Genomic DNA, 14,598 nt, shown 5'->3' on the forward strand with positions numbered 1-14,598 from the left:
ATGCAATCACAAAATTACTCCAACCACAGCCAAATCGTTAAAGGTTACCATGGCTTATTGTTAATATTACTGGTGGCCGGATTTGTTGGCTCCATTGTTAATCTTGTTGGATCATTTAATGAACATGGCAATTTATATAGTGCTTCCCTAATACTGCTGCTATTTATTTGTTCATTGTTAATTTTCTATTACCTGCGGACATTTGCCTTAAGGGCCCAGGATAGGGCAATAAGAGCTGAAGAAAGTCTTCGGCATTTTGCTTTAACCGGAAAACTTTTAGACTCTCGACTTCGAATGGGGCAAATTATTGCCTTACGCTTTGCACCTGATGAAGAACTAGTTGAACTAACCCAAAAAGCCATTAATGAGCATCTAAGTAATAAACAGATCAAACAACTAATTAAAAACTGGAAAGGTGATTACCATAGGGTTTAAACGGTATGGCTAATAAGGATCTGATTGTTTTGTTTGACGGGGTATGTAATTTATGTAATACTACCGTACAGTTTATCATCAAAAATGATCCTAAAGGGAAGTTTAAATTTGCAGCTCTTCAATCAGCGGCAGGACAAGAATTCCTTGAAAAATTCAACCTTCAAAAGCAATATTTAAACACATTTATTTTGATTGAAAACAACACACCCCGATTGAAATCAACCGGGGTGTGTTATGTTGTAAAAAATCTTAACGGTCTGTTTCCTCTGCTGTTTATTTGTATTTTGATACCAACCTTTATCAGAGATTGGATTTATGATTTAATAGCAAAGAACAGATATAAATGGTTTGGTAAACAGGAAAGCTGTTTAATTCCCAGTCCCGAACTTTTATCGAGGTTTCTCAATTAATCCAATTAGTTACCCAGTTCAGATAAAAACTTGATACGCATTAATTGAATTTCTTCTCTTGAATAATCCTCTTCACCTAATTCGGCTAAAGCTAAATCGATCGAGTCTTCTTCAGCAGCTTTAAAATAGTCAAAAACTTCGTCCTGACGATCCTCATCTATCACATCATCTATATAATAGTCTAAGTTCAATTTAGTGCCTGATAAAACGATACTTTCAATTTCCTGGATCAATCCGGGCATACCTAAACCTTTAGAGGAAGCAATGTCATCCAGTGGAATCTGACGATCTATATTTTGAATAATTGATACCTTTAAGCTCGATTTGTTCACAGTTGATTTAACTACCATATCCTGAGGACGGTCAATATCATTATCCTCCACATATTTTTTAATTAATTCAACAAACGGAGCTCCATAGCGCATCGCCTTCCCATTTCCAACTCCGGATATCTGCTTTAACTCTTCAAGATTTACAGGGTACTGACTGGCCATTTCTTCAAGAGAAGGATCCTGAAACACGACAAATGGTGGTATGTTTTTTTGTTTTGCCGTTTTCTTACGAAGTTCTTTTAAATAACCAAGGAGTGTATCATCCAAAGCTCCGCCTCCGGCTTTAATATCATCTTCTTCAGTAGTCTGAACTTTGTCAAAATCCGTATTAATACTAAATCGAATGGAGTAAGGAGCCTCAATAAATGATTTACCAGACTTGGTAAGTTTTAAAATTCCGTAGCTATCAATATCCTTTACTAAAAAGTTATGAATAACCGCCTGACGAACAACTGATTTCCAAACAACTGCTCCCCTTTCCTTTCCTGATCCGAATTCCTCAAGCTTATCATGGCTGAAAGTATTCATTTCGGCATCTTCCCGCCCAGCAAGAATATTTACAATATGCTCTGCATCAAAGTTTTCCTTTAGTTTCTGAATAAGCTTTAATAAAGCTAAAAGATCATATTCTGCTTCAAAACGCTCTTTGGGATGTCTACAGTTGTCGCACATACTTGAGCAACCCTGTTCGTTGAAACTTTCGCCGAAATAATGCAGGATTTGCTTTCTACGACACACCGATGACTCGGCATAATCAATTACTTCATTTAAAATCTGGGTGCCAATTTCACGCTCCGAAACCGGCTTGTCTTTCATGAACTTCGCCAGTTTATCAATGTCTTTTTGATCATAAAACGCTATACAACTCCCTTCACCTCCATCACGACCGGCACGTCCAGTTTCCTGATAGTACCCCTCCATACTTTTGGGCATATCATAATGAATTACGAAACGAACATCGGGCTTGTCAATACCCATACCAAATGCTATGGTAGCCACAATCACCTGCACGTCTTCCATTAAGAATCTATCCTGCGTAGTCGCCCTGGTGTTTGCATCTAATCCCGCATGATATGGTAATGATGGAATTCCATTAATATTAAGCGTTTCGGCAACTTCTTCAACTTTTTTACGACTCAGGCAATAAATAATACCGCCCTTACCGTTTTGAGCACGAATGTATTTGATGATTTCTTTTAATTCATTCTTTTTAGGACGAATTTCATAATACAGATTAGTCCTGTTAAAGGAAGATTTAAAGACCACTGCATTTTGCATCTGCAGGTTCTTCTGAATATCTTGCTGAACCTTAGGTGTGGCAGTAGCTGTTAAAGCTATAATTGGAATATTTTCACCTAACTGTCCAATAATTTGACGGATTTTTCGGTATTCAGGTCTAAAATCATGACCCCATTCAGAAATACAGTGAGCCTCGTCAACAGCAACGAATGAAACTTTAATATCCCTTAAAAAATCAATATTGTCCTGTTTCGAAAGTGACTCCGGTGCCACATATAATAACTTTGTCTCTCCTGCTATAACATCTTGTTTTACCTTGGCGGTTTCAGTTTTATTTAATGATGAATTTAAGAAATGGGCTATTGAATCTGAACTTCCAAAGGCTCGTAATTGATCGACCTGATTTTTCATCAATGCAATCAGTGGCGAAATTACGATTGCGGTGCCTTCGCTCATTAATGCTGGCAACTGATAACACATGGATTTACCTCCACCTGTAGGCATAATCACGAATGTATCATTCCCTGAAAGTATGCTGGTGATGATTGCTTCCTGCTCTCCTTTAAATTTTTCAAACCCAAAAAAATTGTGCAAGTTATCAAACAGCGACTTTTTTATCTCCATTATTCGAGAAAAAATTAAGTAAGGTTATGGTTTGGATTAGTTTGTTAAATTAAAAATAACATAATTTTGCAATAATAAAACACCCGGTATTCAAATCTTTAAACAACTGCAAGTATTATAAAAGAACGCTTCGATTGAAGCTGATGTTTTATTAGAATTGCAAATTTACATAAATAAGGCCGTTGAAACAATCGTTAGTATCATTCTAAAGTCAAAAGGTCGCTTGATTTAAATCAAGTTTGCTAAGGTTTCTATAAATTCTACCTCACTCTTCGGATTAATTGAAATTATTTACCCTATTTATCTGTATACGGTCAAAAACCTAGCACAATGATGAAAACAAATGAAAACTTTTATAACTTGCGAGTCATTGATATTATGAATTGTCATCAGACATTGTAACCTATTAATATCTTGTAATAAAGTTAGGTACAATATTTTCACGTTTTTAAACAGAATAAACACGCAGGTATCATTCAACTTTATGAACCGAAAGGGATTAACGCAGAATGATTAATACACGTGTAACAAATTAGAATGGAAAACAATAATCATTACGTTGTAATTATGGCTGGCGGCGTTGGAAGCCGTTTTTGGCCAGTTAGCAGAAGCAATTTCCCAAAGCAATTTATTGATATACTTGGCACCGGAAAAACACTAATTCAACAAACCTTTAATCGTTTTAAAGATATCTGCCCTCCCGAAAATATATATTTTGTCACAAATGAAAATTACCGCTCTATAATTAAGGATCAATTACCGGAAGCCCTGAATGAAAATATTTTGGGAGAGCCTGTAATGCGTAATACAGCGCCATGTATTGCTTATGCCTGCCATAAAATTGCAAAAAAGAATCCTAACGCATCAATTGTAATAGCTCCTTCCGATCATCTTATATTGCAGGAAGATGCCTTTAAAGAGGCTATTCGCGAATCATTAGAACTTACAGAAAAAAATGATTTTCTAATCACCTTAGGAATTGTTCCTAGCAGACCGGATACAGGTTATGGTTATATTCAATACAAGAATTCATCTCCTTTCGATAATTTTTATAAGGTAAAAACCTTTACCGAAAAGCCTGATCTTGAACTCGCCAAAACGTTTATTGCCAGTGGTGATTTTCTATGGAATGCGGGTATTTTTGTTTGGAACGCCAACTCTATCTTAAGAGCTTTTGAAAAGCATTTACCTGAAATCAATGAAATTTTTGTTGAAGGGAAAATATATTTTAACACTGTTAAGGAAATCGATTTCATTAAAACCGCCTATATGAGATGTAAAAACATCTCAATAGATTACGGGGTGATGGAGAAAGCCGAAAATGTATATGTACGACCTAGTGAATTTGGATGGAGCGATTTGGGAACCTGGGCATCGGTTTATGATGTTAAAAAAGATAAAGATTATGTTGGTAATGTCATCATTGATTCAAAGAAGGTGGTAATGTATGATTCAGCCAATTGCATAGTTAGAACACCGGCGAATAAACTGGTGGTTTTACAAGGTTTGGACGGTTATATTGTGGTTGAGTCTGATGATGTACTGATGATTTGCAAAAAATCAGAAGAGCAGGAAGTAAAACAAATTGTTGCTGATATAAAGCAAAACTTTGGCGAAAAGTACCTTTAATAAGATTGAATACTTTAAATAACAAAGCCGCTCAAATTAAGAACTTGAGCGGCTTTGTTGTGTTATTAAAACCTTATGCATCAAACTTATCAAGCAACTTTAAAAGTGTTGCAAAATCCTTAGGATAAGCTGCTGTTATGGTTATTTCCTGTTCATTGAGCAGTTTAAAGCTTACCTCGTACGCATGAAGAGCAAAACGACGGATTAAGGGTTGTTCCACTTCATCTTTGGACAAACGGTAGCCTTTTTTAAACGAGGAGAGCATTGGATATCTGCCTCCGTACATTTCATCAGCTACAATAGAAGCCCTTTGAGTAGCTAAATGAATACGAATCTGGTGCATTCTACCGGTTTTTGGTTGGCACTCAACCAAGGTAAAATGCTTATAGAATTTAATGGAATTGAAAATAGTTTCAGCTCTTTTACCTTCGTACTTATCAATTACAACATTACCTTTTCCAAGATTGGCAATTGGCAAATCCACCAATTTATCTTCAAAAGCATGCGTACCATCAATTACAGCATGATAAACCTTTTTCACCTGCCGATGCTCAAACTGCATAGAGATTGAACGATAGCTTTCAGGTGTTTTAGCAAAGATCAATGCTCCGGAAGTTTCCTTATCTAAACGATGGCATATTTGGGCATCATCCCAATAACTTTTCGCCAATCGCAACATATTAACCTCGCCCCCACTTCGTTCATCAACCGATGCTATTAATGGAGGTTTGTTAACTATTATTACTTCATCGTTTTCAAAAAGTATAAGGTCTTTAAAAGAAGGTAATTTCATGCAATGATTTTGTCGGTATTTAATTTAAAGTCGACAAAAGTAGTAAAAAGAAAATAGCTATCAGCACTTGACTTATAGCTATTAGTAGAAGAGTTTAGAGAAAAACGGTTCGTAAATCTATTATCCTTTTCTAAGTGTGAATCCAAAAGTGGTTCCTATTCCAATACTGCTTCTAACATTAATCGTTTGACTATGGGCTTCTATAATGTGTTTAACAATTGCTAAACCTAAGCCCGTACCTCCCTCCGTTCTTGAACGACTTCTATCAACTCTATAAAAGCGTTCAAATAATCGTGGAAGATTTTCAGGTTCTACACCGATGCCATCATCTGTAATTTCCACAAGGATGTTTTCATCCATGTCATAAAGGCCAACAGTGATTGCTCCTCCATTATTTCCATATTTAATTGAGTTGGAAACCAGATTAACCAAAACCTGTCGTATACGCGATTTATCTGCCTCTACAATAAACGGAAAATCAGAGCCATCCTTAAATCCAAATGAAATGTTCTTATCATGGGCCATAAACTCCATTGAATCAAGCACGTCTTTTACCAGGTCATGAATATCAAATGTTTCGACTTCCATGGTAAGATAGCCTGATTCCAGCTGTGATATCGATTCAAGATCTTCCACTAAAGCCGCTAAACGATCCGTACTTCGGGCCGCCTTGTTAAGAAAATGCAAATTAACTTCCGCATCATCCATGGCTCCATCCAATAATGTATTAATATAACCCTGAATGTTGAAAATAGGTGTTTTTAGCTCGTGAGAAACATTTCCTAAAAATTCCTTTCTAAAGGTTTCATTTTGCTTGAGCTGCTCTATTTCAACGGTTTGATCCTGGGCCCAAGTCAAAACATCCTTTGTAACTCCAGCAATAGGATCTTCTCCTGAACTAAAAAGTGGTGGAAAAATTGGATCACTTTTTCCTGTTTTCAGATGATGAATATTCTTATAGATCAGTTTGATCTTACGGTAAATGAAAAATTCGAGCGCATACAGTGTTAATACAAATGAAACGCAGAAATTTAATACGATCTCAAGGATAACCTCCAGAAAAGTGGATTTAAAGAGTAATGAAATAAGCCCTACAACGCAAGATAAAATGGTAGCGGTTAAAAAAGCAATAATGCGGGGCGTTGGGTTTTTAATCATAGTTCAAATTTGTATCCAACTCCTTTTACGGTGGTCACATAAGAATCGCCTAATTTTTCTCTTAGTTTTCTAATGTGTACATCAATTGTTCGATTGGTCACCACTACAGAGTCTTCCCAAATATTTTTAAGGATGATTTCGCGAGTGTAGACTTTACCGGGCTTGGAAGCTAATAGATACAATAGTTCGAATTCTTTTTTAGCCAGAATAACCTTTTTACCCTGTTGATAAACAACAAATGCTTCGCGGTCAATTACCAAATCACCAATTTCAATTTTGTTCTCATAGGTGTCATCTGAATAAACATTGCGGCGTAAAATGGCATTTATCCTGCTAATCAGAGCACGGGGTTTTATTGGTTTTGCAATGTAATCGTCCGCTCCTACATTAAAGCCGGCAATTTCCGAATATTCTTCGCTACGAGCGGTTAAAAACACCATGAACGTATTTTTAAATTCCGGCATGCTCCGCATTAAACGGCAAGCTTCTATCCCATCCATTTTTGGCATCATAATATCCAAAATAATTAAATCGGGCATTACCTTTTTTGCTATGGTTACTGCTTCCTGGCCGTTGTTAGCTAAAAAAACCTGGTAACCTTCTTTCTTTAAGTTGTATTCAATTAATTCTAAAATATCCGGTTCGTCGTCAACAATTAGAATTTTCTGCTTCGGTGTAGTCATATTTGAATTTTCCATAAAAGTAAATTGCTAATTGAATGAATTTGTTAATCCTATATTAAGAATTTGTTAAGAAGTAAAAAAGAGTTAATATCAGATAGTTATTAATTGAACAATTTCTTAAGAAAATGTTCTAATTGAACCCCATGAAGGTTTTTAGCGATGATCTTACCTTCTTTGTCGAGAATAAAATTAGCAGGAATAGCATCTACCCCATAAGATTCGAGCGGTTGAGACTCCCATTTTTTCAAATCTGACACATGAATCCAGTTCATTTGATGGTTTTTAGTAGCTTGCTGCCAACGATTTTTATCATTATCAAGCGAAACTCCATAAATTTCCAAACCTTTGCCATGGTAGGTGGCATATAGGTTTGTAAGCTCAGGAACCTCCTGCATACAAGGCCCGCACCAGGATGCCCAGAAGTCTACCAATACATATTTTCCTTTCAATGATGAAACGGATATTGGGTTACCATTAATATCGTTTAATTGAATTTCTGGAGCCATAAAGCCTTCGACATTACCTATAGGTAATCCATTGGCAGCTCTTAACTCCGTTTTTGGGCTTTTCTTTTCGTTTGCACATGATGTAAAAACAAGCACCGAAATAAAAAGCCATAAGATGTTTAAACGCATACTCCAAAAATAAAAAGACTTTCCAGGTTTTCAGGCCGGGAAAGTCTTTTCATCTATTTATTTTATATTATTTATGCAGCTCTAGTCGGTCGATCATAAGTTTATTAGCTGATTTTGGATCTATTTTTCCTTTGGAGAGCTTCATTACATCGCCCATAAACAATCCAATCAGGTTTTTCTTACCCTTATGGTATTCTTTAACCTTTTCCGGATACTTATCAAGCACTTGATCAATAAACCCGATCAATTCATTATCATCAGCTTCAATAAATACCTCTAATTCATGGGTCAATTGTTCGACATTCTTTTCAGGGTGTTTTAATAACTCCGGAAACACCTGCTGGTTAGCCACCGAATTATTAATTCTACCATCATCTATTAAATTGATAATAGCTGCAAGCTGTTTGGGTTTAAGCTGAAAACTGGTGATCTCAATTACCTGATCGTTCAAATACGATTTTACGGCACCCATCATCCAGTTAGCGGCAGCTTTGTAGTTTGAGGTAAACTTTACAACCTCGTTAAAATACAGTGCAAACTGTTTATTGTCTGTTAATACAATAGCATCATATTCAGGAAGCCCGTATTCTGTTGTATACTTATGAATAAGTTGTTCAGGCAGCAATGGCAGTTCAGCCTGTACCGATTTAATATATTCATCTGTTACAACCACCGGCAGAAGGTCAGGTTCAGGAAAATAACGATAATCGTTGGCCATTTCCTTGGTGCGCAAAACGGAAGTAACGCCGGTACTAGCATCAAAGTTCAATGTATTTTGCGTTATTGTACCTCCGGCTTCAAGCACATCAATCTGTCTTTTAAACTCGAAATCAATAGCACGTTGCACATTTTTTATGGAGTTCATATTCTTAACCTCACAGCGCGTTCCATACTCCTTGCTTCCTTTTAATCGAACCGAAATATTGGCATCACATCGCATGCTGCCTTCTTCCATATTTCCATCGCAAATATCCAGATAGCGTAATAGCTTTCGCATTTCGGTAAGATATTGGGCTGCTTGTTCCGAGCTGCGTAAATCAGGCTCTGACACAATTTCCAACAAAGGTACTCCGGCTCTATTAAGGTCTATACAAGAGTTGAAAGGATCCTGATCATGCATACTTTTACCAGCATCTTCCTCCATATGGATATGATGCAAATGGATCTTTTTACGCGTGCCGTCTTTCAGATTTACTTCAATATGTCCTCCTACACTTATTGGCTTTGCATCCTGACTGATCTGGTAACCTTTTGGCAAATCGGCGTAGAAATAATTCTTACGATCAAAAGCGTTGTATTTATTGATGGTTCCGTTAGTTGCCAACCCTAATTTAATAGCATATTCTACAACCTTTTGATTAAGCTTGGGTAAAGTTCCGGGAAGCCCCAGGGAAATTGGACTGATATTGCAATTAGGTTCGGCACCAAATGCAGCAGAATCAGCACAAAATATTTTGGTATTGGTTGATAATTGCGCATGCACTTCTAAACCAACTACTAATTCGTAATTATCGTAAACGGTATTTCTTATCATAGCTTTACGCAAATTTATAAGAATTTATGAATTTCGCATCATTTTATAAATTTTGTAATCATTTTTATAATAACCATATTATTTCATTGAATTATTCAACTGAACTTTATTAATAATGAGTGCAGTGTTAGGAAAAAGAAATAATTATATTGCAACAATAGATTTGTTTAGACCATTGATGCTTAGAAAGTTATTTTCGCAGTCACTCTCGTTAATTGCAGGTGATAATAATCGATTCTCACTTGAAAACAGAATTTTCAACATAACTTGTATTGTTACCATTCTGCTTGCTTTTGGAGGAATTATTCTTAATGGAGTAAATGGAATAGACTGGCGCCTGAATATTATTGTTGTAATAGTTGAAACAGGTATTCTTATTCTTTATTACTTATCGAGGTTTAAATATAAATTCCAATCAACCGTTGTAGCTTTTATTCTGCTTTGTTATATAAGTTTGGGTATTGGCTGGTTTTTAAACAGCGGTAGCGAAGGTCCTGTCATTTATATCATTACTTTTTTCCTGATCGTTTTTATAAGCATTATTAACATAAAATATAGGGCCTTCTGGATCTTCACCTGTGTTGTTTTCACTTTATCTCTTTATACCATTGAATATTTCCATCCCGAATGGGTTGACACCTATAAATCAAGAGAAAACAGGTTTATTGATATTATAGGCACTTTTATCTTAGTTATGGTAAGTATTCTGACGGTGGTACTTTCTATCAGAAACAATTATGAATATGAACGAAAGAAAGCAGAACGTCATAAAGAAGAAATCACCCTTCAAAACGAGCTTATCAGCAAACAGTATAAAAATCTGGAGAACCAGGACCTGATCAAAATAAAAGTGTTTTCCATTATTTCTCATGATTTGCGGGGGCCATTAACCTCTTTGCAGGGCTTACTCAACCTTTTTAACGAAAAATTAATTGGAGCAGAAGAGTTTACTGAACTTTCTTCTGAAATTACAGAGCGAGTAAGGCATAATCTTCAATTACTGGATAATTTATTGTATTGGTCGAACAGTCAAATGCTGGGATTGAAAGTAGAAGCCTCTGAAATTATTTTCAGCAACCTAATGGATGAGTTTCTCTATTTATTAAGACCTGAAGCAGAAAGTAAACACATTATTATTGAAAATAATGTTAAAACGGATATTTCGGCTTTTGCTGATATCAATATGATTAAGGTGGTGGTTAGAAACCTTCTTTCGAATGCGATAAAATTTACGCGGCCTTTTGGTAAGATTAAAATCAGTTGCCGAAATGATGGTGAGGCGGTAGTTTTTTCGGTGGAAGATAACGGCGTGGGTATAAGTAACGAAAATCAGACGAAACTGTTTAGTATGGACCATTTCTCAACCAAAGGAACTGCTAACGAAATCGGTACCGGCCTAGGATTAATATTATGCAAAGATTTTATTGAGCGTAATGGCGGTAAAATATGGACGATCAGCGAATTGGGGAAAGGCAGTACATTCAGCTTTTCTCTGCCACGGGCTAAAGCTCATTTTTAATTAAATCAGAAATCAATGAAACTGCTCAACAGTTTTAAATATGCTCTCAACGGCCTTAAAATCAGCTTTGTTTCCGAAGCCAATCTCAAAATTCATTTATTCATTACAATTATTGTTGTTTTTTCGGGCTTTGCAGTTAAACTAAGTGCAATCGAATGGTGTGTAATACTGTTATGTATTGGAATGGTTATAGGGTTTGAATTGATAAACACAGCCATTGAAAAGCTTGCCGATCGCGTTACCGTTGAACATGATCCCAAAATTGGATTAATAAAGGATATTGCCGCCGGTGCTGTTTTTCTATCTGCTTTAATTGCAGTTATTGTTGGAGCGATTATTTTTTTACCAAAAATCAGTTAAACAGTTTATTTTGAAAACGAAGCCAGCAAATCCTTTCCTTTAAAAAGCTGAAGTTTTCCTTCGTTCATTTTAAAGTCGGTAGTTTCCCCCAGCGCTTTCGAAAAAGCATCCTCCACTTTCATATCTGGACATATTTTTTGTGTGGTGGCCATCGGGCTCAATTTTAATTTCCCTTCTTCAAACTTATAACCACCAGTAATGTTATTGCAGCCTAATGAACCACTTACCTTGTTCTCTTTAGTAAATTCCATAAAAGGAATGTTTTCTTTTCCAATGTCGATGACGTTCCCGTTCGATATGAGTTGTGATAGGTTCCATCGGTGTCCAACCAAGGCCGATATATTTTCGGGTGTAATTAAACCTGAAGTTTTAACCGTATTACATCCTGACCAAACAATTGAAATTAAAAAGGCAGTAAAGAGGATTTTAGATTTCATAACTATGAGCGTTTAATGGAGCATTAATTTAAGGAAAAAAGCTCGCTCAAGAGCAATAAAAAACGCAACCTGAATCTTTATTCGGGTTGCGTTTAATTGTCTATTAGTAATTGTTACTATTGAACAAATTGTTTAGCTTTTGCTAAAGCTCTTTCCAGTCCGCTGCTGTCTTTTCCACCTGCAGTAGCATAAAAAGGCTGTCCACCCCCACCACCTTGTATCTCTTTACCCAACTCTCTTACTATTTGCGATGCATTCAGTTTTTTATCCTGAACCAGGTTATCAGAAATAATTACTGAAATACTTGGCTTTCCATCAATTTCGGCAGCAATAACCAGGAAAAGGTTATTAAGCTTTTCGCGCATTTCAAACGACAGGTTTTTAATTGCTTCTGCTGAAGGAATATCCACTTTTGCGGCGATAAAGTTTACCCCATTTATTGCTTCTGCTTTTTTAGCCAGATCATCTTTCAGCATCGAAGCTTTTTGTATGATCATTTGCTCCAGCTCTTTGCGTAAACGGTTATTTTCCTCTAAAACAGATTCTAAACCTTTAACTACATCCTTTGGATTCTTTAATAAAGTTTTCACTTCATTAACAATAGCTTGCTGCTGATTGTATAGCTCTTCCGCTTTTGTAGCTGTAATCGCTTCAATACGACGAACACCTGCTGCAACAGCACTTTCGGCCACAATTTTAAATGAGCCGATCTGACCTGTTGCCGGAACGTGAATACCACCACAAAGTTCTTTTGAATAGCTTGGATCGAAAGTAATTACACGAACAAAATCACCGTATTTTTCGCCGAACAACGCAGTTACACCCGAATCAATTGCTTGTTGGAAAGGAACCTTTCGTTGCTCATCGAGATTGATGTTTTCACGAATTTTCTCATTTACAATTTTCTCAATGGCAGCAATTTCCTCATCAGTAACTTTTGCAAAATGAGAGAAGTCAAAACGCAGGTAATCATCGTTTACCAATGAACCCTTTTGGTTTACATGTTCGCCTAAAACATGTTTTAACGCCGCATGCAATAAGTGCGTTGCCGAGTGGTTATTGGCTGTATCTCTGCGTTTATCAGCATCTACCTTAGCAGTAAATGCTTTTGTTAGATCTTCAGGTAATTCATCGGTAAAATGAACGATCAGGTTATTCTCTTTTTTGGTATCGTTAATTCTAACCAGTTCATTTGCATTTTCCAAAACGCCGGTATCTCCTACCTGGCCCCCGCCCTCTGCATAAAAAGGTGTTTTGTCTAATACCAACTGGAATTGTTCTTTCCCTTTAGCTTTGATCTTGCGATATTTTAAGATCTGAACTTCTGCTTCTAACTGATCATAACCCAGGAATTCAGTCTCTTTATCAGTTCCAACCAAAACCCAATCGCCAGTATCAATGGCAGTAGCCGCACGAGAACGCTCTTTTTGCTGAGTTAAGGCTTTATTAAAGCCTTCCATGTCAACTGTCAATCCAATTTCTCTTGCCAGTAATTGAGTTAAATCGATAGGAAATCCATTTGTATCATACAACTCGAACGCAAATTCTCCTCCTATTCTGGATTGTGCACCCTCATTAATCTTTTGACCTATTAAACTTAAATGTTCAGGAAGTAATTCTAAGCCTTGTACATACTTTTCAAAACGCTGAATACCGCCCGCCAATGTGCGTAAGAAAGAGGCTTCTTCTTCCTTAACTACTTTCTCAACAAATGATTTTTGTTCTTTTAGTTCGTTGAATACACCTTCAAACTGATCAGCTAATAAAGCCACAAGTTTATATAAGAAAGGTTCTTTTAGGTTTAAGAAGGTATATGCATAACGAACTGCACGACGTAGAATACGGCGAATCACATAACCTGCTCCTGTATTAGAAGGTAACTGTCCATCGGTAATAGTGAAAGAAATAGCACGAATATGGTCGGCCATTACACGCATAGCGATATCGGTTTTCTCTTCTTTACCATATGGAATACCACATTGCGAGGCAATGAACTGAATCATTGGTTGGAAAACATCGGTATCGTAGTTAGAACGCTTGCCTTGAAGAGCCATACATAAACGTTCAAAGCCCATTCCGGTATCAACATGCTGGGCTGGAAGTTTTTCTAAGGAACCATCGGCTTTACGGTTAAACTCCATAAATACGTTGTTCCAGATTTCAACAACCTGTGGATGGTCATTATTTACCAACTCCTTTCCATCCTGTTGGGCACGTTCTTCTTCAGTTCTTAAATCAATATGGATCTCTGAACACGGACCACAAGGCCCCTGATCGCCCATCTCCCAGAAATTATCCTTTTTATTTCCATATAAAATGCGATCTTCAGAAATGTATTTCTTCCAGATCTCTTTTGCATCATTATCAGGGGCAAGATTCTCTTTAGCGTCACCTTCAAAAACAGTTACGTATAAACGGTCTTTAGGCAGTTTGTATACATCTGTTAACAATTCCCAAGCCCATTCAATAGCTTCTTTTTTGAAATAATCGCCAAAGCTCCAGTTCCCTAACATCTCAAACATGGTATGATGGTAAGTGTCGATACCTACTTCTTCCAAATCATTATGCTTCCCCGAAACACGAAGACATTTTTGAGTATCGGCCACACGAGGAAATTTTACAGGAGAAACACCTAGGAAAATATCCTTAAACGGTGCCATTCCTGAATTAATGAACATCAGTGTGGGGTCGTTTTTAACAACTAAGGGTGCCGAGGGCACAATTTTATGTTGTTTACTCTCAAAAAAATCTAAAAATGCTTTACGAACTGATCTCGAATCCATGTATTGAGTTATGAGTTTTAGTATTAA

General features: G+C 36.6%; 13 protein-coding genes. 5 read left to right on the forward strand and 8 right to left on the reverse strand.

The features are described 5' to 3' along the window. Both C3K47_RS12395 and C3K47_RS12400 read left to right on the forward strand, forming a co-directional pair. Positions 1-435: a DUF6526 family protein gene (locus C3K47_RS12395; RefSeq protein ID WP_103789460.1), complete on the forward strand. Its 435-nt coding sequence runs from the start codon at positions 1-3 to the stop codon at positions 433-435. A 5-nt stretch (positions 436-440) separates the two neighbouring features. Then, the gene (locus tag C3K47_RS12400; RefSeq protein ID WP_103789461.1) at positions 441-845 is read left to right on the forward strand and encodes a thiol-disulfide oxidoreductase DCC family protein; all 405 of its coding nucleotides are present in this window, start codon (positions 441-443) and stop codon (positions 843-845) included. 5 nt (positions 846-850) lie between these two features. Here C3K47_RS12400 and recQ read toward each other — a convergent pair whose 3' ends face one another. After that, the gene (gene recQ, locus C3K47_RS12405) at positions 851-3,040 is read right to left on the reverse strand and encodes a DNA helicase RecQ (RefSeq protein ID WP_103789462.1); all 2,190 of its coding nucleotides are present in this window, start codon (positions 3,038-3,040) and stop codon (positions 851-853) included. A 537-nt stretch (positions 3,041-3,577) separates the two neighbouring features. On the opposite strand from recQ, the gene C3K47_RS12410 reads away from it, so the two are divergent. Further along, positions 3,578-4,669, forward strand: coding sequence for a mannose-1-phosphate guanylyltransferase (locus tag C3K47_RS12410; RefSeq protein WP_103789463.1), 1,092 nt, complete (start codon positions 3,578-3,580; stop codon positions 4,667-4,669). A 73-nt stretch (positions 4,670-4,742) separates the two neighbouring features. Here the strand turns inward: C3K47_RS12410 and C3K47_RS12415 are convergent, their stop codons facing one another. The 5 genes from C3K47_RS12415 to gatB all read right to left on the reverse strand — a co-directional run bounded on the left by C3K47_RS12415 (position 4,743) and on the right by gatB (position 9,472). After that, positions 4,743-5,462, reverse strand: coding sequence for an RluA family pseudouridine synthase (locus tag C3K47_RS12415; RefSeq protein ID WP_103789464.1), 720 nt, complete (start codon positions 5,460-5,462; stop codon positions 4,743-4,745). Between the two features lie 120 nt (positions 5,463-5,582). Continuing rightward, the gene (locus C3K47_RS12420; RefSeq protein ID WP_103789465.1) at positions 5,583-6,620 is read right to left on the reverse strand and encodes a sensor histidine kinase; all 1,038 of its coding nucleotides are present in this window, start codon (positions 6,618-6,620) and stop codon (positions 5,583-5,585) included. Next, a complete protein-coding gene (locus C3K47_RS12425; RefSeq protein ID WP_103789616.1) occupies positions 6,617-7,303 on the reverse strand; it encodes a response regulator transcription factor in 687 nt (228 codons plus the stop codon). Before C3K47_RS12425 ends, C3K47_RS12420 begins: the two co-directional genes overlap by 4 nt. A 101-nt stretch (positions 7,304-7,404) precedes the next feature. After that, the gene (locus C3K47_RS12430) at positions 7,405-7,938 is read right to left on the reverse strand and encodes a TlpA family protein disulfide reductase (protein ID WP_103789466.1); all 534 of its coding nucleotides are present in this window, start codon (positions 7,936-7,938) and stop codon (positions 7,405-7,407) included. A 67-nt stretch (positions 7,939-8,005) separates the two neighbouring features. Further along, complete coding sequence (gene gatB / locus C3K47_RS12435; protein WP_103789467.1) at positions 8,006-9,472, reverse strand: Asp-tRNA(Asn)/Glu-tRNA(Gln) amidotransferase subunit GatB; 1,467 nt, start codon at positions 9,470-9,472, stop codon at positions 8,006-8,008. Between the two features lie 178 nt (positions 9,473-9,650). Between gatB and C3K47_RS12440 the strand changes: the two genes are divergently transcribed. After that, positions 9,651-10,991, forward strand: a complete 1,341-nt coding sequence (locus C3K47_RS12440) for a sensor histidine kinase (RefSeq protein ID WP_165784695.1) — start codon at positions 9,651-9,653, stop codon at positions 10,989-10,991. Between the two features lie 15 nt (positions 10,992-11,006). Further along, positions 11,007-11,351, forward strand: a complete 345-nt coding sequence (locus tag C3K47_RS12445; protein WP_103789469.1) for a diacylglycerol kinase family protein — start codon at positions 11,007-11,009, stop codon at positions 11,349-11,351. Between the two features lie 5 nt (positions 11,352-11,356). Here C3K47_RS12445 and C3K47_RS12450 read toward each other — a convergent pair whose 3' ends face one another. Then, complete coding sequence (locus C3K47_RS12450) at positions 11,357-11,788, reverse strand: META domain-containing protein (protein WP_103789470.1); 432 nt, start codon at positions 11,786-11,788, stop codon at positions 11,357-11,359. 116 nt (positions 11,789-11,904) lie between these two features. After that, entirely contained in the window at positions 11,905-14,571 is a 2,667-nt protein-coding gene (gene alaS / locus C3K47_RS12455; RefSeq protein WP_103789471.1) for an alanine--tRNA ligase, read from the reverse strand. Positions 14,572-14,598: the final 27 nt, after the last annotated feature.

Origin of the sequence: Solitalea longa, from assembly GCF_002920915.1 — a bacterium.
Taxonomy (GTDB): Bacteria; Bacteroidota; Bacteroidia; order Sphingobacteriales; family Sphingobacteriaceae; genus Solitalea; species Solitalea longa.

Bases quoted from the DNA above. Each gene is read 5' to 3' on its own strand.
- C3K47_RS12395 (WP_103789460.1), top strand. From the start codon at position 1: ATGCAATCACAAAATTACTCCAACCACAGCCAAATCGTTAAAGGTTAC.
- C3K47_RS12400 (WP_103789461.1), top strand. From the start codon at position 441: ATGGCTAATAAGGATCTGATTGTTTTGTTTGACGGGGTATGTAATTTA.
- alaS (WP_103789471.1), bottom strand. From the start codon at position 14,571: ATGGATTCGAGATCAGTTCGTAAAGCATTTTTAGATTTTTTTGAGAGT.
- C3K47_RS12450 (WP_103789470.1), bottom strand. From the start codon at position 11,788: ATGAAATCTAAAATCCTCTTTACTGCCTTTTTAATTTCAATTGTTTGG.
- C3K47_RS12425 (WP_103789616.1), bottom strand. From the start codon at position 7,303: ATGACTACACCGAAGCAGAAAATTCTAATTGTTGACGACGAACCGGAT.
- C3K47_RS12445 (WP_103789469.1), top strand. From the start codon at position 11,007: ATGAAACTGCTCAACAGTTTTAAATATGCTCTCAACGGCCTTAAAATC.
- gatB (WP_103789467.1), bottom strand. From the start codon at position 9,472: ATGATAAGAAATACCGTTTACGATAATTACGAATTAGTAGTTGGTTTA.
- C3K47_RS12440 (WP_165784695.1), top strand. From the start codon at position 9,651: ATGCTTAGAAAGTTATTTTCGCAGTCACTCTCGTTAATTGCAGGTGAT.
- C3K47_RS12420 (WP_103789465.1), bottom strand. From the start codon at position 6,620: ATGATTAAAAACCCAACGCCCCGCATTATTGCTTTTTTAACCGCTACC.
- C3K47_RS12410 (WP_103789463.1), top strand. From the start codon at position 3,578: ATGGAAAACAATAATCATTACGTTGTAATTATGGCTGGCGGCGTTGGA.
- C3K47_RS12430 (WP_103789466.1), bottom strand. From the start codon at position 7,938: ATGCGTTTAAACATCTTATGGCTTTTTATTTCGGTGCTTGTTTTTACA.
- C3K47_RS12415 (WP_103789464.1), bottom strand. From the start codon at position 5,462: ATGAAATTACCTTCTTTTAAAGACCTTATACTTTTTGAAAACGATGAA.
- recQ (WP_103789462.1), bottom strand. From the start codon at position 3,040: ATGGAGATAAAAAAGTCGCTGTTTGATAACTTGCACAATTTTTTTGGG.